The sequence below is a fragment of the Paraburkholderia sp. BR10141 genome (genome assembly GCF_056155635.1).
This window is the reverse complement of the sequence record NZ_JBMIQH010000004.1, coordinates 1-20,237: the sequence shown is the minus strand read 5'-3', so window position 1 is coordinate 20,237 and position 20,237 is coordinate 1. Positions and strand designations below refer to the sequence as shown.

General features: G+C 63.6%; 17 protein-coding genes and 1 tRNA gene. 9 read left to right on the top strand and 9 right to left on the bottom strand.

All coding sequences use genetic code 11. From position 1 onward, the window contains the following. Positions 1–71 precede the first annotated feature (71 nt). Positions 72–449, top strand: coding sequence for a thioredoxin family protein (locus ACOJB8_RS06660; protein ID WP_342949129.1), 378 nt, complete (start codon positions 72–74; stop codon positions 447–449). Positions 450–706: 257 nt separating this feature from the next. Continuing rightward, the gene (locus tag ACOJB8_RS06655; RefSeq protein WP_069264587.1) at positions 707–3,364 is read left to right on the top strand and encodes a DNA topoisomerase III; all 2,658 of its coding nucleotides are present in this window, start codon (positions 707–709) and stop codon (positions 3,362–3,364) included. A gap of 107 nt (positions 3,365–3,471) precedes the next feature. On the opposite strand, the gene ACOJB8_RS06650 is transcribed toward ACOJB8_RS06655, so the two are convergent. Next, the gene (locus ACOJB8_RS06650) at positions 3,472–4,581 is read right to left on the bottom strand and encodes a LysR family transcriptional regulator (protein ID WP_069264585.1); all 1,110 of its coding nucleotides are present in this window, start codon (positions 4,579–4,581) and stop codon (positions 3,472–3,474) included. Positions 4,582–4,896: 315 nt separating this feature from the next. Then, complete coding sequence (locus ACOJB8_RS06645) at positions 4,897–6,747, bottom strand: phosphoenolpyruvate carboxykinase (GTP) (protein WP_342949130.1); 1,851 nt, start codon at positions 6,745–6,747, stop codon at positions 4,897–4,899. Between the two features lie 427 nt (positions 6,748–7,174). On the opposite strand from ACOJB8_RS06645, the gene ACOJB8_RS06640 reads away from it, so the two are divergent. Then, complete coding sequence (locus ACOJB8_RS06640) at positions 7,175–8,188, top strand: D-2-hydroxyacid dehydrogenase family protein (RefSeq protein ID WP_368682669.1); 1,014 nt, start codon at positions 7,175–7,177, stop codon at positions 8,186–8,188. Positions 8,189–8,251: 63 nt separating this feature from the next. Here ACOJB8_RS06640 and ACOJB8_RS06635 read toward each other — a convergent pair whose 3' ends face one another. After that, positions 8,252–9,130 carry a patatin-like phospholipase family protein gene (locus ACOJB8_RS06635; protein ID WP_069264579.1) on the bottom strand — a complete coding sequence of 293 codons (879 nt, stop codon included), beginning with the start codon at positions 9,128–9,130 and terminating at the stop codon, positions 8,252–8,254. A 48-nt stretch (positions 9,131–9,178) separates the two neighbouring features. Next, positions 9,179–9,583 carry a PaaI family thioesterase gene (locus tag ACOJB8_RS06630; protein WP_028203232.1) on the bottom strand — a complete coding sequence of 135 codons (405 nt, stop codon included), beginning with the start codon at positions 9,581–9,583 and terminating at the stop codon, positions 9,179–9,181. Between the two features lie 262 nt (positions 9,584–9,845). Here ACOJB8_RS06630 and ACOJB8_RS06625 point away from each other — a divergent pair. Further along, a tRNA-Lys gene (locus tag ACOJB8_RS06625) sits at positions 9,846–9,921 on the top strand. Between the two features lie 70 nt (positions 9,922–9,991). Here ACOJB8_RS06625 and ACOJB8_RS06620 read toward each other — a convergent pair. Both ACOJB8_RS06620 and ACOJB8_RS06615 read right to left on the bottom strand, forming a co-directional pair. Then, on the bottom strand, positions 9,992–10,249 hold the full coding sequence (locus tag ACOJB8_RS06620; RefSeq protein ID WP_069264577.1) for a hypothetical protein: 258 nt from the start codon (positions 10,247–10,249) through the stop codon (positions 9,992–9,994). A 332-nt stretch (positions 10,250–10,581) separates the two neighbouring features. After that, positions 10,582–10,776 (bottom strand): hypothetical protein, encoded by a 195-nt coding sequence (locus ACOJB8_RS06615; protein ID WP_069264575.1) that lies wholly within the window; start codon positions 10,774–10,776, stop codon positions 10,582–10,584. A gap of 328 nt (positions 10,777–11,104) precedes the next feature. Between ACOJB8_RS06615 and adh the strand changes: the two genes are divergently transcribed. From adh to ACOJB8_RS06590, 5 genes are all read left to right on the top strand, one after another. Beyond that, positions 11,105–12,625, top strand: a complete 1,521-nt coding sequence (gene adh, locus ACOJB8_RS06610) for an aldehyde dehydrogenase (protein WP_368682668.1) — start codon at positions 11,105–11,107, stop codon at positions 12,623–12,625. 102 nt (positions 12,626–12,727) lie between these two features. Then, positions 12,728–13,108 (top strand): DUF779 domain-containing protein, encoded by a 381-nt coding sequence (locus ACOJB8_RS06605; protein ID WP_342949133.1) that lies wholly within the window; start codon positions 12,728–12,730, stop codon positions 13,106–13,108. A 103-nt stretch (positions 13,109–13,211) separates the two neighbouring features. After that, positions 13,212–13,691, top strand: a complete 480-nt coding sequence (locus ACOJB8_RS06600; RefSeq protein WP_342949134.1) for an AraC family transcriptional regulator — start codon at positions 13,212–13,214, stop codon at positions 13,689–13,691. 275 nt (positions 13,692–13,966) lie between these two features. Continuing rightward, complete coding sequence (locus ACOJB8_RS06595; RefSeq protein WP_475011656.1) at positions 13,967–14,095, top strand: hypothetical protein; 129 nt, start codon at positions 13,967–13,969, stop codon at positions 14,093–14,095. Between the two features lie 176 nt (positions 14,096–14,271). Continuing rightward, a complete protein-coding gene (locus tag ACOJB8_RS06590) occupies positions 14,272–14,943 on the top strand; it encodes a SagB/ThcOx family dehydrogenase (protein ID WP_069264568.1) in 672 nt (223 codons plus the stop codon). A 75-nt stretch (positions 14,944–15,018) separates the two neighbouring features. Here ACOJB8_RS06590 and gyrB read toward each other — a convergent pair whose 3' ends face one another. From gyrB to dnaA, 3 genes are all read right to left on the bottom strand, one after another. Next, a complete protein-coding gene (gene gyrB, locus ACOJB8_RS06585) occupies positions 15,019–17,493 on the bottom strand; it encodes a DNA topoisomerase (ATP-hydrolyzing) subunit B (protein WP_342949136.1) in 2,475 nt (824 codons plus the stop codon). A 113-nt stretch (positions 17,494–17,606) separates the two neighbouring features. After that, a complete protein-coding gene (gene dnaN, locus ACOJB8_RS06580) occupies positions 17,607–18,710 on the bottom strand; it encodes a DNA polymerase III subunit beta (protein ID WP_028203240.1) in 1,104 nt (367 codons plus the stop codon). 275 nt (positions 18,711–18,985) lie between these two features. Then, positions 18,986–20,237: chromosomal replication initiator protein DnaA (gene dnaA / locus ACOJB8_RS06575; protein ID WP_475011654.1), on the bottom strand; the 1,252-nt coding region annotated here is incomplete at its 5' end.

The following is a 20,237-nucleotide window of genomic DNA, read 5'->3' as shown; positions in this document are numbered from 1 at the left end:
GCTCACGCGTCGCCGTGATACATTCGCGCCAAATACCCCGCTCTATATATAAGAGAACGCAAGGAACGACCATGCCCGCGCTAGACCTCGACACCGACGCCGACCAGATCGCCGAGCGCGTCAGCAATCAGGACACGCTGTTCGTCGCGTGCCTGTGCGCGCAATGGTGCGGGACGTGCCGCGACTACCGTGCCACGTTCGACCGCATCGCCGAGGCGCATCCCGATGTCTGCTTTGCGTACATCGACATCGAAACCCATGCCGACCGCTTCGACGATCTCGATGTCGAGAACTTCCCGACCATCCTGATCGAGGACGGTCACGCCACGCGCTTTTTCGGCACGGTCCTGCCGCACGCCGCCGTGGTCGAGCGCATGCTTTCGGACCTCACGGCGCTACCGGGCGTGTCCGACGCGCCCAAGCTGCGCCCCGTCCTGAGCGCGGTTTGAGCGCACCCAGCATCTGACCCCGATCAGGCACACCGCTTGCCGCGCGGCCTGGCGCGCCCTTATGATTGGGCGCCCTGGCGGGTGCGCGGGTGTCGTCATGAGATGACGCAAAAATCGACGCCGACGCGCCATGTGCTATAAAGCGGTCGAGAACGGCCCCCCGAGCGGGGCAGCAACGCCGGGCATCGCGCCCAAGCGCCCATTCAGGCGGCATCGGCCCCGGGGCGCCAACCGGATACACCCACAAGCAACCAGTCATGTCCAAAGCTCTGATCATCGCCGAGAAGCCGTCCGTCGCGAACGACATCGCGCGCGCGCTGGGCGGTTTTACCAAGCATGACGAGTACTACGAGAGCGACGACTACGTACTCTCGTCGGCAGTCGGCCATCTGCTGGAAATCGCAGCGCCGGAAGAATACGAGGTCAAGCGCGGCAAGTGGAGCTTCGCTCACCTGCCCGTGATCCCGCCGCACTTCGACCTGAACCCGATCGCCAAGAGCGAATCGCGGCTCAAGGTGCTCAACAAGCTGATGAAGCGCAAGGACGTCACGCAGCTCATCAATGCCTGCGACGCGGGGCGCGAGGGCGAGCTGATCTTCCGCCTGATCGCGCAGCACGCGAAGGCGAAGCAGCCGGTCCAGCGCCTGTGGCTCCAGTCGATGACGCCGCAGGCGATCCGCGACGGCTTCGCGAACCTGCGCAGCGACCACGACATGCAGCCGCTCGCCGACGCCGCCCGCTGCCGCTCGGAAGCCGACTGGCTCGTCGGCATCAACGGCACGCGCGCGATGACCGCCTTCAACAGCAAGGGCGGCGGCTTCTTCCTCACGACGGTTGGCCGCGTTCAGACGCCGACCTTGTCGATCGTCGTCGAACGCGAAGAGAAAATCCGCCGCTTCATCCCGCGCGACTATTGGGAAGTGCGTGCGGAGTTCGTCTGCGCGAGCGGCTTCTATGAAGGCCGCTGGTACGACCCGAAATTCAAGAGGGACGAGTTCGATCCGGAAAAGCGCGATTCGCGCCTCTGGAGCCTGCCGGCCGCCGAGACCATCGTTGCGGCCTGCCATGGCCGCGAAGGCACGGTCAGCGAGGAATCGAAGCCGTCCACCCAGCTCTCGCCCGCGCTCTTCGACCTGACGAGCCTGCAGCGTGAAGCGAACGGCCGCTTCGGCTTTTCTGCCAAGAACACGCTCGGCCTCGCTCAGGCGCTGTACGAAAAGCACAAGGTGCTCACCTACCCGCGTACCGACTCGCGCGCGCTGCCCGAGGATTACATGGGCACGGTGAAAGAGACGCTCGAGATGCTCAAGGAGAGCAACAACTACCTGCCGCACGCCAAGCAGGTGCTCGACAAGGGCTGGGTGAAGCCGAACAAGCGCATCTTCGACAACTCGAAGATCAGCGACCACTTCGCCATCATCCCCACGCTGCAAGCGCCGAAGTCGCTCTCGGAGCCCGAGCAGAAGCTGTACGACCTCGTCGTGAAGCGCTTCCTCGCCGTGTTCTTCCCGGCGGCGGAATATCGTGTCACCACGCGTATCACCGAAGTCGCAGGGCATCACTTCAAGACCGAAGGCAAGGTGCTGGTCGAGCCGGGCTGGCTGCAGGTCTATGGCCGCGACGCGGGCGGCGACGACGCCAATCTCGTGCCGGTGAAGAAGGACGAGAAGGTCAAGACCGACAAGATCGCGGCGCACCAACTCGTGACCAAGCCGCCTGCGCGCTACAACGAAGCGACGCTGCTCTCGGCCATGGAAGGCGCGGGCAAGCTCGTGGACGACGAAGAGCTGCGCGAGGCCATGGCCGCCAAGGGCCTGGGTACGCCGGCCACGCGCGCGGCGATCATCGAAGGTCTGCTCGGCGAAAAGTATCTCGTGCGCGAAGGCCGCGAACTGATCCCGACGGCCAAGGCGTTCCAGCTCATGACGCTGTTGCGGGGTCTCGGCGTGAAAGAACTGACCGCGCCGGAACTCACCGGCGAATGGGAGTACAAGCTTTCGCAGATGGAGCGCGGCAAACTCCCGCGTGACGCGTTCATGCAGGAAATCGCCCGCATGACGCAGACCATCGTGAAGCGCGCGAAGGAATACGACTCGGACACGATCCCCGGCGACTACGCGACGCTGCAAACGCCGTGTCCGAATTGCGGCGGTCAGGTGAAGGAAAACTATCGCCGCTTCGCCTGCACGAAGTGCGAGTTCTCGATCTCGAAGATTCCGGGCGGCCGCCAGTTCGAAATCCCCGAAGTGGAAGAACTGCTGCAGAACAAGACGATCGGCCCGCTCTCGGGCTTCCGCAGCAAGATGGGCCGGCCGTTCTCTGCCATCCTCAAGCTCTCGTTCGACGACGAAATCAAGAACTACAAGCTCGAGTTCGACTTCGGCCAGGACTCCGGCGCCGAAGACGGCGAAGCGCCCGACTTCTCGCAGCAGGAGCCGGTGGGCGCGTGCCCGAAGTGCAAGGCACGCGTGTACGAGCACGGCATGAGCTACGTGTGCGAGCACTCGGTCGCGAATCCGAAGACCTGCGACTTCCGCTCGGGCAAGGTGATCCTGCAGCAGGAGATCGCGCGCGACCAGATGGCCAAGCTGCTTGCCGAAGGCCGCACCGACTTGCTGACCAACTTCAAGTCGTCGCGTACGGGCCGCAACTTCAAGGCTTTCCTCGTCAAACAGCCGGACGGCAAGATCGGCTTCGAGTTCGAGAAGAAGGAGCCGAGCGCGAAGACGGCGGCCAAGACGGCCGCGAAGAAGTCGGCTGCCTCGGCTGAGGCGACGAACGATGCCGCGAACGACGCGGCGGATTCGGCCGAAGAAGGCAAGGCGAAGCCCGCGCGCAAGACGGCGGCCGCCAAAGCCGCACCGGCGCGCAAGACTGCCGCCCGCAAGACGCCGGCGCGCAAGACAGGGTCGTAAAGCCGTCCCTTCCCGGGCCGTCGCCGGCCCGCTCGCAACAGGCAAAAAGGCGCAGCTTCTCTCGAAGCTACGCCTTTTTTATCGACCGATGAACGGCGATATCGGGCTTATAGCGGCGAGATCGCCGAAGTCCGGGTACGCGCTGCCGAAGCGCGCGCCGCCTTCGGCGCGCGTTCGCCGTCCGTGCCGTTGTGCTCGCTGTCGTGCAGGCTACCGCCCGGCGCTGGCTGCACGCCATCGTAGTCGTCGCCCGCAACGCCGTTGCGAGCCGCCACTGCCGGACGTGCAAGACCGTCCTTGACCCACTGCTCGCCAAGCTGGCTGTTCGGCGTCTGGCTGAAGTGCTCGACGAGATGGTCGATGAACGTGCGCACCTTGGCCGGCAGGTGACGCCGGCTCGGATACGCGACGTTGATCTCCACCTGCGGCAGACGATAGTCGCCAAGCAGCCGCACGAGGCGCCCGCGCGTCATGTCGCGACCGATCAGGTAGCTCGGCAGGATCGCGATGCCCATGCCGAGCAGGGCGAACTGGCGCAGCATCTCGGTGTTGTTCGCCACGATCACATTGGTCGGACGCACGCGGATTTCGCCGTCCGGACCCGTGAAGACGCGCTCGTCCCCCCAGTACTCGGAGGGCAGCGAGAGGCTCGGGTGCTCCATGAGATGCTCGGGGCGCGTGGGCGTGCCGTGCTTTTCGAGGTACGCGGGCGTCGCGCAAACCGTCATGCAACCCGTGGTGAGGCGGCGCGTGACGATGCTGGCGCTGCGCATCTGGCGTGCGGTCACGACGCCCAGATCGAAGCCCTCTTCGACGAGATCGACCTGACGGTCCACCAGCGTGACGTCGGGAATGACCTGCGGATAGCGCTGCGTGTAGGTCTGCAGCACCGGCGCGAGGTTATGGAGCCCGAACACGACCGGCGCGACGATGCGCAGCGTGCCGACAGGTTCGTGATTGCGCGCGACGACCATCTGTTCGACATCCTCGAGCTCATCGAGGATCTGGCGGGCGCGCTCGAGATAGACCTGACCCGATTCGGTCAGGGAGAGACTGCGGGTCGTGCGGTTGAGCAAACGCGTGCCGAGTCGACCTTCGAGGTCGGCAACGTGCCGCGTCGCAACTGCGTTGGAGATATCCATCGCGGAAGCGGCCCGGGCGAAACTGCCGAGGTCGGCCACTTTGACGAATACTCGCATCGACTGCAAATGATCCATGAGACAACTCCTGCCTGTTACTACCCCGCTGTTAATCAGCGGAGGAAACCGCGAATTCTCCTACGACAGCAGAAATCGTGCAGAAGTTGCCTCCGAAGCCCTTATTTTCTTTACGATTTCTTCGACTGCACCCCAAAATGCATTAACAGAGGTCCGATTATTACTTCGAACGAAACAATTTTGCGCGTTGCAGCGAAATAGTCGCTCTAACGCCGAACAGACGTGCCTCTGCAGCGCACCAATGCATTCGACCCCGGAAATAAAAATGGCCGCCCTCGGGCGGCCATCCAGATAGTGAGCGCTCACATTACATCATTAGAGACGCGTTTCCAGCGTCTTGCGAGCATCCTTCAACACTTGCGGCAACCCATGAGCGAGCTTGTCGAACAGCTCGGCGTGCAGCGCGAGTTCGGCGCGCCAGGCGTCGGCGTCCACTGAAATCACCTGTTCGAACTGCTCCTGCGTAAAGTTCAGGCCGCTCCAGTCGAGGTCGCCGTAGCGCGGCGACACGCCGAATGCATGCTCGTCGCCTATGGCCTTGCCCTCGATACGGCGCACCATCCACTCGAGCACGCGCATGTTCTCGCCGAAGCCCGGCCACACGAACTTGCCATCCGGCCCCTTGCGGAACCAGTTCACGCAGAAGATGCGCGGCACCGTCGCACCGGCCTTGGCGAGGCGCTCGCCCACGTCGAGCCAATGCCCGAAGTAGTCGGCCATGTTGTAGCCGCAGAACGGCAGCATCGCGAACGGATCGCGCCGCACCACGCCCTGCTGCCCCGCGGCCGCGGCCGTGGTCTCCGAGCCCATGGTCGCGGCCATGTAGACGCCCTCGGTCCAGTCGCGCGCCTCGGTCACGAGCGGCACCGTGGTCGAACGGCGGCCGCCGAAGATGAACGCATCGATGGCCACGCCCTTCGGGTTCTCCCACTCGGGATCGATCGACGGGCACTGCGACGCGGGCGCCGTGAAGCGCGCGTTCGGATGCGCGGCCTTGCGGCCCGTTTCCTTGCCGATGGCGGGCGTCCAGTCGTTGCCGAGCCAGTCGATCGCGTGCGCGGGTGGTTCGTCGGTCATGCCTTCCCACCAGACGTCGCCGTCGTCGGTGAGCGCAACGTTCGTGAAGATCACGTTCTCCTTGAGCGTCGCCATGGCGTTGAAATTGGTCTTCTCACCGGTGCCCGGCGCCACGCCGAAGTAGCCGGCCTCGGGGTTGATGGCGTAGAGACGGCCATCGGCGCCGGGCTTGATCCACGCAATATCGTCGCCGATCGTGGTGATTTCCCAGCCGTTCATGGCAGGCGGCGGAATCAACATGGCGAAGTTGGTCTTGCCGCACGCCGATGGGAACGCCGCCGCGACGTGGTACTTGCGGCCTTCCGGCGAACGCACGCCGAGAATGAGCATGTGTTCGGCGAGCCAGCCTTCGTCGCGGCCCATGGTCGAAGCGATGCGCAGCGCGAAGCACTTCTTGCCGAGCAGCGCATTGCCGCCGTAGCCCGAGCCGTAGCTCCAGATCTCACGCGTTTCCGGGAAGTGGACGATGTACTTCGTCTTGTTGCACGGCCACGGCACGTCCTGCTCGCCCGCTGCGAGCGGCGCGCCCACGCTGTGCACGCACGGCACGAATGCGCCGTCTTCGCCGAGCACGTCGTACACGGCGCGGCCCATGCGCGTCATGATGCGCATGTTCACGGCCACGTAGGGGCTATCGGAAAGCTCCACGCCGATATGCGCGATGGGCGAGCCGAGCGGGCCCATCGAGAACGGCACGACATACATCGTGCGGCCGCGCATCGAGCCTGCGAACAGGCCGTCGAGCGTCGCGCGCATTTCGGCGGGCGCGACCCAGTTGTTGGTGGGGCCGGCATTTTCCTTGGTGGGCGAGCAGATGAAGGTGCGATCTTCCACGCGCGCGACGTCCGAGGGGTCGGAGCAGGCGAGATACGAATTCGGACGCTTCTGCGGATTAAGGCGGCGCATCGTGCCGGCCTCGACCATCTGCGCACACAGGCGGTCGTATTCTTCCTGGGAGCCATCGCACCAGACGATGCGATCGGGCTGCGTATGCGCTGCGATTTTCTGCACCCAGTCGACCAGTTTCCGGTGCCGGACCCAGGCGGGCACCTGTGCGGCGGCCTGGGCTTGGTAATCGGGATGGTTCATCGAGCTGTCTCCATTTTTAGGGCTGTAAAACGAGAATCGGCCCTTTTCAACGCTGCACGCGAGAGGCGCAACTCATTGCGAACCGGATGTCGATGGCAGATCAACATGCGAATCGGTTCGCGCAGTTGGGCAGGTCGTCAAGGTCCTCTAGCCTGGGGTTCGAAACCGTCTGTAAAGCGGCTTGCATCGGAGCCCGACAAGCTGTTAAAAGTTGCGAATTCGCGGCTGATTGCCGCGTCAAAAACCTGCGTGCGTAGCCTCGGGCTTGCGCAATTGCAATGCCTGCTGCTGCACGCGGCGAGCGACGTGAAGGCTCCCTATATTCATACCAGCCTTCCCGGCGCTGCATAGTGGGATAACCACCAGATGAACACCGAAGTCGCGCTACGAAAGGCGCGATGCAAAACACGCAAAACAACCCGCCGCCATGAAAATTGCCATCCTTGACGACTACCAGGACGCCGTCCGCAAGCTCGACTGCTTTCAACTGCTCGCCGACCACGAGGTCAAGGTTTTCAACAACACGGTCCGCGGCCTCGGCCAACTCGCCAGCCGCCTCGCCGAAGTCGACGCGCTCGTCCTGATTCGCGAACGCACCCGCATCACCTCGCAACTGCTCGACAAGCTCCCCCATCTGCGCATGATCAGCCAGACGGGCAAGGCCGGTCCGCACATCGACATCGAAGCCTGTACCGAGCGCGGCATCGCCGTGCTCGAAGGCACCGGTTCGCCCGTCGCGCCCGCCGAACTCACGTGGGCGCTCATCATGGCCGCGCAGCGCCGCATTCCGCAGTACGTCGCCAACCTCAAGCAGGGCGCGTGGCAGCAGTCGGGCCTCAAGACCTCGGCGATGCCGCCCAACTTCGGCCTCGGCCAGGTGATGCGCGGGCAAACGCTCGGCATCTGGGGCTACGGCAAGATCGGCCGGCTCGTGGCCGGCTACGGCAAGGCCTTTGGCATGCGCGTGCTGGTATGGGGCCGCGAGCATTCGCTCGAAGCGGCGCGCGCCGACGGCTACGAAGCCGCCGCAAGCCGCGAGGCGCTGTTCGAAGAGAGCGACGTCTTGTCGCTACATCTACGCCTGCACGATGACACTCGCGGGATCGTGAAGCAGGAGGACCTGCTGCGCATGAAGCCCACGTCGCTGCTCGTCAACACGAGCCGCGCGGAGCTGATGGAAGAAAACGCGCTGCTCGGCGCGCTCGCGCACAACCGGCCGGGCATGGTCGCGATCGACGTGTACGAGAGCGAGCCGATCCTGCAGGGCTACAGCCTGCTGCGCATGGAAAACGTGATCTGCACGCCGCACATCGGCTATGTGGAGCGCGAGAGCTACGAGCTGTACTTCAGCGGGGCGTTCCGCAACATCCTCGCGTTCGACGCGGGCGATCACGCGAGCGTCGCGAACCCCGAGGCGCTGCAGGGCGGCCGCCGCAAGTAAGCGGGGCGGCGCGCGCCGCCCTTCGTGCGACTTTCCGTCTGATTTCGATGCGGCCGCGTGCGCTCAGGCGTGAGCGGCCGCTTCCATGACCTCGGGCAAACGCGCGAGGAACCGCTCGCCGTCCACGCGGCCGAGGTTGTACGCGTGCTGCATCTGCTGCGGGCTCGTGTAGTCCCAGCTCGAGATCGGCACCCTGGCCGAAGGCTGCACGTAAAGGCGCTGCTGCACGCCCTGCGTTGCCTGATGCCGCACCACGAACATCTGCGGACGCGGATAGAGCCGCGTCACCATCACCAGCACACGGCCGGGCGTGTCGTCGAGCGCGCCGACCGGCACGTTGTCGACCATCCCGCCATCGAGCACCGGTCGGCCGTCACGCCGCAGCACCGGCGTGAACGGCGGCGTGCATGACGACTGCAGGATGAGATCGGCCAGATCCTCCACGCTCGCGCATTCCTGCGCCGTCACGAATTCCGGATGAAACCCGAGCCTGCGCCCGAGCGTCGGGTGCAGCGTCTTGCGGATATGTTTTTCGATGTTGTACGCGATGAGACCCGCCGCCACGGCGCTGCGCGCGCCAAGCCAACGCGGCACATGCGACACGCCGATGCGGATCTCAGGCGCGTCCTGAAGCTGCGTGAACGGCTCGCCGTAGATGTCGAGCAACGCCTGGCGATAGATGCGGTAATGCGGAAACACCGACTCGCCGCGCAACAGATTGCCCCAGTAGGCGTTGCGCTTGTTGTGGCGCAGCGCTTCCTCGTAATAACGCATGACCCAGTCGGCGTCGCGCGTGTAGAGCATGCACGCGGTGGCCGCGCCCGCCGAGATGCCCGTAATGACGCGCGGGCGAATGCGCAGCTCGGGCTGGACGATGTCCCAGAACCCCGCCTGCCACCAGCAGCGATTGCCGCCGCCGGCGAAAACCACCTGATCGAACATGCCTTCTACGTCCTTCGAAGCGACCGGAACCGATCGGAAGCGCCAAGCTTAATCGAGCAGCGCGTAGGTCGAGGTCGCGTGCACGGCCATGCGGCCGTCTTCGTCGTAGAGTTCTATTTCACCGAACACCAGATTGCGGCCCATGCGCAGCACGCGCGCCGTCACGAGCACGTCGCCCTTGCGCACCGCGCGCATGAAATTGGTGTTCAGCGCAACAGTCGTCATGGGCTTGAAGCCGCCGAGCGCGGCCGTGATCGCGACGATCATGGCCGTATCCGCCGCCGCCATGAACACCTGGCCGCAGATCACGCCGCCCGAATGGCGCAGCTCGCCGGAAAACGGCAGGCGCAAGGTGGCGCTGTCTTCCGAGACCTCGACGGGCTTCATCCCGAGCGCGCGCACCCAAGGGGCCAGCACGCGCTCCAGCAGCGCGTCGATTGCGTTGTCGTCCATCGTTTGCCTTTGTGGATTGCCGTGCGACGTTTCCAGCCGATCGCAGCCGACCTTGGCGAACCGGGGCGGTGCACAGCGACTAGCTCGAAACCTGGTTTGACCCAAGCGTGGCGACATCATACCGGGACGGCACGGCGCCCGTGGTAAAGGCACAAACGCTCGCGCATACGGAGCCTGCACCGCATCGACAAACTATTTTCAGATAATTTGCAGAAGGGACTTGCCAAGCCCGGAAAAGTCCTGCATAATCTTTCTTCTGTTGGGGGCGTTAGCTCAGTTGGTAGAGCAGCGGACTCTTAATCCGTAGGTCGAGTGTTCGAGTCACTCACGCCCCACCAGCGAATTCAGCCAAAAAGCCCGATCCTTGCGATCGGGCTTTTTGCATTTCTCCGCGGCCACGGGCCTGAACTACTTCACGCGCCTCACATGACGCGACGTCCGCTTCGGACGCGGCAGCCAGCGGCCGAGCGCCTCGAAGCCGTCGAGCTGGCGCAGCAGCGTATCGACGGTCGAAAGCTGAACGTGGGTTAGATGGTTTTGCTTGAGAAGCGCGTGCAAGCGCTTGCGCCAGTACGCGACACCCATCACCGGCATTTCGAAATCGCCAGCCAGCGACGGTGGCATCACGCGCGCGATGTGCGCGATTTCCTGTTCGACGAATGTCATGGCCTTCCCCGTTGTCCTGCCGTGGTTTCTTATCGTATGAAGTACTGTAGGACGCTCCGGGGCGCTCGCCAGCCTACCCGTATAGATAGGTAACCAATAGTCCGACTAAATTGGGGATGGACGCCGCTGAAAGCGGCGCCTAGCTGCCCGACGCTTGCGCTTCGCCGGTCACCGGCAAGCCGGTCTTTCACTTTCCACGCTTGCCAGGTCCGAGACGCCATGGATGGCGAAAAACTTCGGAATCCGGACCATCGAAGTCCGCTCCGCATGCTTCGCTTTTCGGACTCTCTTCGGCATCACGCTCGCTATCCAGATCGTCCAGCCGCCAGCGCTCAGAGGAACGGCTTGCCGTCCACCTGTTCATAGACGACGTTGCCGTCGTCGTCTTCGAACTGCTCCAGATAGTTACGGGCGCCACACAGCGGACACCGGAACAAGGGCCCCTGCCCTTCGTTCTTGATCACGACCTCGCTCTGTTCCCACGGGGTGCCGCACGACTGGTTGCGGCAAACGAATGTACTCGACATGCAAACTCTCCTGACTGTTACGGGTGCAAAGCCTACCGCAAGTGCGGCCCGCGCGCCGCAAATCTCCGACTCCCGCCGCAATTACGCTCCCAGGCTGTTCACTTCCTGAGCAGTTGGCCGCCCTTCTGTTCCGGCCTGACGCAATCCTTTCTCCGACCTGAAGGCTCGCGCGCAGCGCATTCGCGCGGCATGACGCGCTGGGCCTCGACCGCCCGGCAAAGCGTCGCTGCGCCGCCGCGCTGGCATGGTTCTCGCGTTAGCGTGCCGCGGTAGCGCGGCCTCGCCGCGTCCATCCATATCGAGATCGAGAACACAGAGGAGCACGCAGATGAATCACGCGGACATGCAATTCCTGACCACCGAATTCCCGTACAAGAAGCAGTATGGCAACTTCATCGGCGGCGAATGGGTCGCGCCGCTCGGCGGCGAGTATTTCGACGATATTTCGCCGATCACCGGTCACGCGTTCACGTCCATCCCGCGCTCGCGCGAAGCCGACATCGAACTCGCGCTCGACGCCGCACACAAGGCCAAAGCCGCCTGGGGCAAGACTTCGCCCACCGAGCGCGCGAATATCCTCAACCGCATTGCCGATCGCATCGAGCAGAACCTCCACAAGCTCGCCGTGGCCGAGACCATCGACAACGGCAAGCCGCTGCGCGAAACGCTCGCCGCCGACATCCCGCTCGCCGCCGACCACTTCCGCTATTTCGCGGGCTGCGTGCGCGCGCAGGAAGGCGGCATCTCGGAGATCGATCACGATACGGTCGCGTATCACTTCCATGAGCCGCTGGGCGTGGTCGGCCAGATCATTCCGTGGAACTTCCCGATTCTCATGGCCGCGTGGAAGCTCGCGCCCGCGCTCGCGGCCGGTAACTGCGTCGTGCTCAAGCCCGCCGAGCAGACGCCTGCATCGTTCCTCGTGCTCACCGAGCTGATTCAGGACCTGCTGCCGGCCGGCGTGCTCAACGTGGTGAACGGCTTCGGCCTCGAAGCCGGCAAGCCGCTCGCCTCGAACAAGCGCATCGCCAAGATCGCCTTCACGGGCGAAACCACCACGGGCCGCCTCATCATGCAGTATGCGAGCCAGAACATCATTCCCGTGACGCTGGAGCTCGGCGGCAAGAGCCCGAACATCTTCTTCGCCGACGTGCTCGACCATGACGACAGCTATTTCGACAAGGCGCTCGAAGGCTTCGCGATGTTCGCGCTCAACCAGGGCGAGGTGTGCACGTGCCCGTCGCGTGTGCTCATCGACGAGAAGATCTATGACCGCTTCATGGAGCGCGCCCTCAAGCGCGTCGCGGCGATCCAGCAAGGCCACCCGCTCGACACGAAGACGATGATCGGCGCGCAGGCCTCGCAGGAGCAGCTCGAGAAAATCCTCTCGTATATCGACCTCGGCAAGCAGGAAGGCGCGCAGTGCCTGATTGGCGGCGAGCGCAACAGCCTCGCCGGCGAACTCGGCGAGGGCTATTACGTGAAGCCCACTGTCTTCCGCGGCCACAACAAGATGCGCATCTTCCAGGAAGAGATTTTCGGACCCGTGGTGTCCGTCACCACCTTCAAGACCGAAGAGGAAGCACTGGAAATCGCCAACGACACGCTCTACGGCCTCGGCGCAGGCGTGTGGACGCGCGACGGCACGCGTGCCTACCGCTTCGGGCGCGCGATCCAGGCGGGGCGCGTGTGGACCAACTGCTACCACGCATACCCGGCGCACGCGGCGTTCGGCGGCTACAAACAGTCGGGCATCGGGCGCGAGAACCACAAGATGATGCTCGACCACTACCAGCAGACGAAGAACCTGCTCGTGAGCTATAGCGAGCAGCCGCTCGGGTTCTTCTGAACGCACTGCGTGCCCTGAGCGTCGCGCGCGTTGGTTGGCGATCGAGAGGCCGCAATTGCGCGCGACGCCCCCTTCGTAGCCTCTCGAGAGGAGCGTCACGACATGGTCGAACGCGTTACCGCCACGCCGGCCGCGCTCGCGCTGATCGAGCAGTTGGCGCGCGAGCACGGGGCCCTGCTCTTTCACCAGTCGGGCGGCTGCTGCGACGGCAGCGCGCCCATGTGCTTTCCCGTCGGCGAGTTCATGGTCGGCAATGCCGACGTGCAGTTGGGAGAAATCGGCGGGATGCCGTTCTATATGACCCAGGCGCAGTTTGAATACTGGCAGCACACCCAGCTCATCATCGACACCGTGCCAGGCAACGGCGGCATGTTTTCGCTCGAACGACCCACGGGCCTGCGCTTTCTCACGCGCTCGCGGCTCTACGACGACGAAGAGAACGCGTGGCTCGAGGCGCATCCGGTGACACGCGTGAGTTTGTGACGCTCGAGCGCCCGGCACGCCAGGGGCGTCGCACCGGGCGTGGTGCTATCTTGGTTCGCAGGCGCTGCGCCATCGCGCGGCCATCGTACCAGGAGACGCCATCATGCAAAACCACGACGTGAAACTCCTCACCCTCGAGCCGATGGACCTGCTCGCCGTCAGCCACGTGGGTCCGTACATGAAGATCGGCGACGCGTTCTACACGCTCGCGCAATGGCTCGGCGAGCGCAACGTGCGCACGTCCGGCTCGAAGATGGTCGGCATCTATTACGACGATCCCAATACGGTCGAAGAGTCGAAGCTGCGCTCGAAAGCGGCGCTGCATCTGGGGCACGAAACCGACGTGGAGATCGTGGCGCCCGTTGAGAAGTTCCAGTTGCGTGGCGGCGAGCACGCGATGATGCTGCACAAGGGGCCGTATCAGGCGCTAGGCCAGGCTTGGATCTGGTTTTACAACGAAGGGCTCAATAAGCTCGGACGCACGCCGGACTTTTCGGCGCCTTCGTTCGAGGTTTATCTGAATACGCCCGATGAGGCGGCGCCGGACGATTTGAAGACGGAGCTTTATATCCCGCTCGCATAAGGCAGGCGATTCGCACACTTCGAACGATGCCGCCGGGACGTTTACGGCGGCATCTTCGTTTCCGATGCGAGGGTTCTAAGGTTTTAATAACGTATGTATACGTAAACGTAGTAATAGTTAACAAGCCCCTGGGTATTCTGTGGATAACCCCGGAAAACCATTGAGTAAACAAGGCTGTGGAAAAACCATAACCGTGCGGGCGTTAACGGGACAACACGAGGCAGCTGCTGGCAACTTTTCCACAGTTTGCGTGCAGACGAAGTTATCCCCGATTCATGCACAGTGATTTCCAGGGGTTTTCCGGCAGTTATCCGCTGGGGGCTGTGGATAGTGCAGAACGCGAATTGCCGCTGTCTTCCACGCAAAAAAATGGCGCCTTCAAGGGCGCTTTTTCGCTGCTGTAAATCGCGATGTTGAATCGGACCTCGCAATCTCGAATTTACGGTCTATAACTTCTGCGAGTGGGCCAGTGGTGACTATTGATCGAATTGCGCCATGGTCCGGGTGTCGCTCGAAAACGTGAAATAGTGAAAATCGCGAAGGCCGTCGAGGCCTGCTCCGTCACTCATGGAGGCGCCGGATGAAACGCCGTGAACTGCTGGCCGCGCTGGCTGCGGGCGCAATGACCCAGGTTTCCACCAGCCAGGCGCAGGAGAGCCCGGCGAAGTACACCAATGAGATCGCACTGCCCAAGCCCAAAGTCTCCGGCACGGTCTCTCTCGAGGATGCCATCCAGCGGCGCAGGTCCGTACGCAGGTTCCGGTCCGACGCGTTGCCTGTCGAGACCATCGGCCAGCTGCTGTGGGCCGGCCAGGGCGTGACCAGCCCGGACGGCAAGCGCGCGGCGCCTTCGGCCGGCGCTTTGTTTGCGCTTGAACTCTACATGGTGACCGCCGCAGAGGTGATGCACTACGTGCCTCAAGGCCACCGCGCGCAGACGCGAGCGACGCCCGACATGCGCCCCAAGCTGCAAGCGCTTGCACTCAACCAGGCGTCTGTCGGGGCGGCGCCGGCCTTGATCGTGGTGGCTGCCGATCCCGGCCGGCTCAAGCAGCGGTATGGGGGGAGAGCCGGCGTGTATAGCGATCTGGAGGCCGGGCACGCCGCCCAGAACATGCTGCTGCAGGCCGTTGCGCTCGGGCTCGTCGCCGTGCCCGTGGGCGCGGTCGATGGGCCGCAGGCAGCGCACGCGCTCGGTTTGCCTGCCGGGCAGAGCGTCGTCTATGTCATCCCGGTGGGTTTCGCGGCTTGAGTTGCGGCGTGAGGCCGTACAAAAAACAAACGCCCGGGAAACCGGGCGTTTGTTGTTCAATGCAGGCGTAGACGATCAAACGTCGATATTCCCCGCCCGCAGCGCATTGCTTTCGATAAACGCGCGACGCGGCTCGACGTCGTCGCCCATGAGCGTCGTGAAGATGCCGTCGGCAGCGATCGCGTCTTCGATCTGCACGCGCAGCAGACGGCGCACCGTCGGGTCCATCGTCGTTTCCCACAGCTGCCCGGGGTTCATCTCGCCAAGCCCCTTATAGCGCTGCTTCGACACGTTGCGCTCGGCGTCGGCGATCAGCCACTTCATCGCGCTCTTGAAGTCGTTCACGGCCATGCTGCGCTCGCCGCGCTTGATCACGGCGTTCTTGCCGATCAAACCCTTGAAGGTATTGGCCGTGTTCACGAGCTGCTGATAGTCGGCGGTGAGCTGGAACTCCTCGTCGATCACCGAGACCTTCACGTTGCCGTGATGGCGGCGCTCCACGCGCAGCGAACGTTGCTCGCGCACCTGGTCGTACATCGGCACGACGCTCACTTCAGGCTTGAGCGGATCGTCGCGCAGCTGCGCTTCGAGTGCACGCGCCGAAGCCTCGGTCGAGGCTTCGCTCGACAGGTCGATCGCCACGCCGTCCATGATCGCTTCGAGCGCACGCTCGTCGTACAGACGCGAGAGACGATCCACCACGCCGCGCGCAAGCTGGTACGAGCGCGCCAGTTCACCAAGCGCGTCGCCGGAGATCGGCGTCGCGCCTTCGTTCGGCACGAGCTCCGAGCCTTGCAGCGCGAGACGCAGCATATGCGCGTTGAGCTCCGAATCGTCCTTGAGATAACGCTCGTCCTTGCCCGCCTTGAGCTTGTACAGCGGCGGCTGCGCGATATACACGTAGCCGCGCTCGATCATCTCCGGCATCTGGCGATAGAAGAACGTGAGCAGCAGCGTGCGGATATGCGCGCCGTCCACGTCCGCGTCGGTCATGATGATGATGCGGTGATAGCGCAGCTTGTCGAGGTTGTAGTCGTCCTTGCCGATGCCGCAGCCGAGCGCGGTGATCAGCGTGACGATCTGCTCGGAAGACAGCAGCTTGTCGTAGCGAGCCTTTTCGACGTTCAGCACCTTGCCGCGCAGCGGCAGGATCGCCTGGAACTTGCGATCGCGGCCTTGCTTGGCCGAGCCGCCTGCCGAATCGCCCTCGACGATATAAACCTCCGACTTCGCCGGATCCTTTTCCTGGCAGTCGGCGAGCTTGCCAGGCAGGCCCACGCCGTCGAGCACGCCCTTGCGGCGCGTCATTTCGCGCGCCTTGCGCGCGGCGTCACGCGCGCGCGCGGCGTCGACGATCTTGCCGCAAATGGTCTTCGCGTCGTTCGGCGTTTCGAGCAGGAACTCTTCGAGCGCCTTCGCCACGACGTCTTCGACCGGCGCGCGCACTTCCGAGGAAACCAGCTTGTCCTTCGTCTGCGAGCTGAACTTCGGCTCCGGCACCTTCACCGAAAGCACGCACGACAAACCTTCGCGCATGTCGTCGCCCGAGGTTTCCACCTTGGCCTTCTTGGCGATTTCGTTGTCGGCGATGTACTTGTTGATCACGCGCGTCATCGCCGCGCGCAGACCGGTCAAGTGCGTGCCGCCGTCGCGCTGCGGGATGTTGTTTGTGAAGCACAGTACGCTTTCGTTGTAGCTGTCGTTCCACTGCATCGCCACTTCGACGCCCACGCCGTCCTTCTCGCCCGAGATGTAGAAGATGTTCGGGTGCAGGACCTGCTTGGCCTTGTTGATGTACTCGACAAAGCCCTTCACGCCGCCCGCGAAAGCGAAATCGTCTTCCTTGCCCGTGCGCTGGTCGGTCAGGCGGATGCGCACGCCGTTGTTCAGGAACGAGAGCTCGCGAATACGCTTGGCGAGAATGTCGTAGTGGTACTCCACGCTGCCGAAGATGGTTTCGTCGGCCATGAAGTGCACTTCGGTGCCGCGATTTTCGGTGTCGCCGAGCAGTTGCATGGGCGAGACCGTGTGGCCGTCGCGCTCTTCGAGCACACGGTTCTGCGGCACGCCACGGTGAAATTCCATGAAGTGCTTCTTGCCGTTGCGGCGCACGGTGAGACGCAGGAAGCTCGAAAGCGCGTTTACGCACGACACGCCCACGCCGTGCAGGCCGCCCGAGACCTTGTAGCTGTTCTGATCGAACTTGCCGCCCGCGTGCAGCTCGGTCATGACGATTTCGGCGGCGCTGCGCTTCGGATCGTGCTTGTCGTCCATCTTCACGTCCGTGGGAATGCCGCGGCCGTTGTCGGTGATCGAGATGGAGTTGTCCGCGTGGATCACCACGCGGATGTCGTTACAGTAGCCGGCGAGGGCTTCGTCGATCGAGTTGTCCAGCACTTCGAAGACGAGATGGTGCAGACCGGTGCCGTCCGACGTGTCGCCGATGTACATCCCGGGCCGCTTGCGCACTGCCTCCAGACCTTCGAGGATCTGGATCGACGAGGCGCCATAGCTGCTGTTGTCGGGTTGCGAGTTGTTCGTATCAGTCATGGAATTTTCCGGTTCTGCGTACTGCCTGTGTTACTGCTCGAGACTTTTTCAAAAAGCCATAAAAACGCCAAAGGGGCGCAGCGCCCCCTGGTGTTCTTCTTCTGTCGCGCTTTTTAGATGCGCATCGGCATCACCACGTACTTGAATTCCTCGTTCTCGGGAATCGTGATGAGTGCGCTGGAGCTGGCGTCGCCGAGGCTCACTTCCAGCGTGTCGACCTTCAGGTTCGCGAGTACGTCGAGCAGATACGTGACGTTGAACCCGATGTCGATGGTGTCGCCCTGGTAGGCGATTTCCAGCTCTTCCTGCGCCTCTTCCTGGTCGGCGTTGGTCGACATGATCTTGAGCTGGCCCGGCTCGATGATGCAGCGCACGCCCTTGAACTTGTCGGACGTGAGAATCGCCGCGCGTTGCAGCGAGCGTTGCAGTTCTTCGCGGCCGATCTGGAAGGTGTTCTTGTGCGCCTTCGGGATCACGCGCTGGAAGTCGGGGAACTTGCCTTCCACGAGCTTCGAGACGAGCTCGACCTGGCCGAACGTGAACTTGACCTGGGTCGAACCGATGTCGATCTTCAGCACGTCGTCGATGTCTTCGAGCAGGCGCTGGAGTTCGAGAATGGTCTTGCGCGGGATGATGACTTCCTGGCGCGCGAACGAGCCTTCGATCTTCATCGAGGAGAACGCGAGGCGATGGCCGTCGGTGGCGACTGCCATGAGCTGGTCGCCGTCCACGACGAGCAGCATGCCGTTCAGGTAGTAACGGATGTCCTGCTGCGCCATGGCGAAATACACCATGCCGAGCAACTGGCGGAACGTCTTCTGCGGCACCGCGAGGTTCGCGCCGAAGTCCTTGGCCTGCGCCACCGTGGGGAACTCGTCCGCGGCGAGCGTTTGCAGGGCGAAGCGGCTCTTGCCCGACTGCACCGTGAGGCGCTTGTCCGCGAGCGTGAGCGTGACCTGGCCGTCGGGCATCGCGCGCAGGATGTCGAGCAGCTTGCGTGCGGCGACGGTCGTGGCCACCTGGTCGTTGCCGACGCCGAAGTCGGCGGTCGTGGTGATCTGCAACTCGAGGTCGGTCGACAGGAACGAGACGTCGGAACCGGTTTTGGTGATCAGCAGATTGGCGAGGATCGGCAACGTATGGCGGCGTTCGACAATGCCGCTCACCGTTTGCAGCGGCCTCAGCAGGTTATCGCGTTCGGTCTTGACCAGTTGCATAGAGTTCCTTCGTTGATGTGACGGACTGCGCGCCCGCCTGGCGCCGGTTTTGCCGACGTGACCCCACGAAAGTCACGCGGCTTTGGCGCCGCTCAGGCGGTTAATGCGGCACAGGCCGCGGCGGTGGTTCCCGCCCCGGACCGCCGGGCGGTTAAACCCATATTGTGCCTGAAAACGGACCACTTCCCTAAATTGGGGGCGATCCGCGAAATAAACAGGGCAAACCTTTCGGGATACGACGTCCGCCCGGCCATTGCGCTGCCGCCTGATGCGTCTTACCCCTTCAGCGTCTGCTCGAGCACGTGCAGCTCGTGATTGAGCTGGGCGTCCTTGGTGCGTTCATCGGCGATCTTGCGCACGGCGTGCAGCACCGTGGTGTGGTCGCGGCCGCCGAACAACTCGCCGATTTCCGGCAGGCTCTTCTGCGTGAGCTCCTTGGCCAGATACATGGCGATCTGGCGCGGGCGCGCGATGTTCGCCGGGCGCTTCTTCGAATACATGTCGGCGACCTTGATGCTGTAGAAGTCCGCCACCGTCTTCTGGATGTTTTCGACCGAAATCTGGCGGTTCTGCACCGTCAGCAGGTCCTTGAGCGCTTCCTTGGTCAGCTCGATCGAGATCTCGCGGCCGTGGAACTTCGAATACGCGAGGATCTTGCGCAGCGCGCCTTCGAGTTCGCGCACGTTCGAGCGCAGGTGCTTCGCGACGAAGAACGCCACGTCCTCGTTCAGGCTCACGCCTTCCGATTGCGCCTTGCGCATCAGAATGGCCACCCGCATTTCGAGCTCCGGCGGCTCGATCGCCACGGTCAGGCCCGAGTCGAAGCGCGAGATCAGACGGTCGTCGATACCCGAGATTTCCTTCGGATACGTATCGCTCGTGATGATCACCTGCGCCTTGTTGGCGACGAGCGCCTCGAACGCGTAGAAGAACTCTTCCTGCGTGCGCGACTTGCCCGAGAAGAACTGAATATCGTCGATCAGCAGCAGGTCGAGCGAGTGGTAGTAACGCTTGAAGTCGTCGAATGCCTTGCGCTGGTAGGCCTTCACCACGTCGGACACATACTGTTCTGCGTGGATGTAGCGGATACGCGCGCCCGGCTTGTCGAGCAGGAGCTGGTTGCCGATCGCGTGGATCAAGTGGGTCTTGCCAAGGCCCACGCCGCCGTAGAGGAACAGCGGGTTATACGAGATGCCGGGGTTGTCGGCGACCTGGATGGCGGCCGCGCGCGCGAGCTGGTTCGCCTTGCCCGTCACGAAGTTGTCGAACGTGAGCACCGGGTTGAGCTTCGAGCGCTCGTAGGTCGGGTCCGGCTCGCCGCTCGAAGCGGCCGCAGCCGCGCCCTGGCCCGGACGCCATGTGCGGCGGCCGGCGGCGGCTTCGTTGGCGTCGAGGCTCGGCAGGTCGAGGTCGGCGGCGTCATCGGCCGTGGCCTGCGCGGCGGCGGCCGACGCGGCATGCACCATGCCCGCGAGTCCCGTCCCGCCCGTCACGGCGGCCGGCTGCGGCGCGGCGGCTGCGCTCATG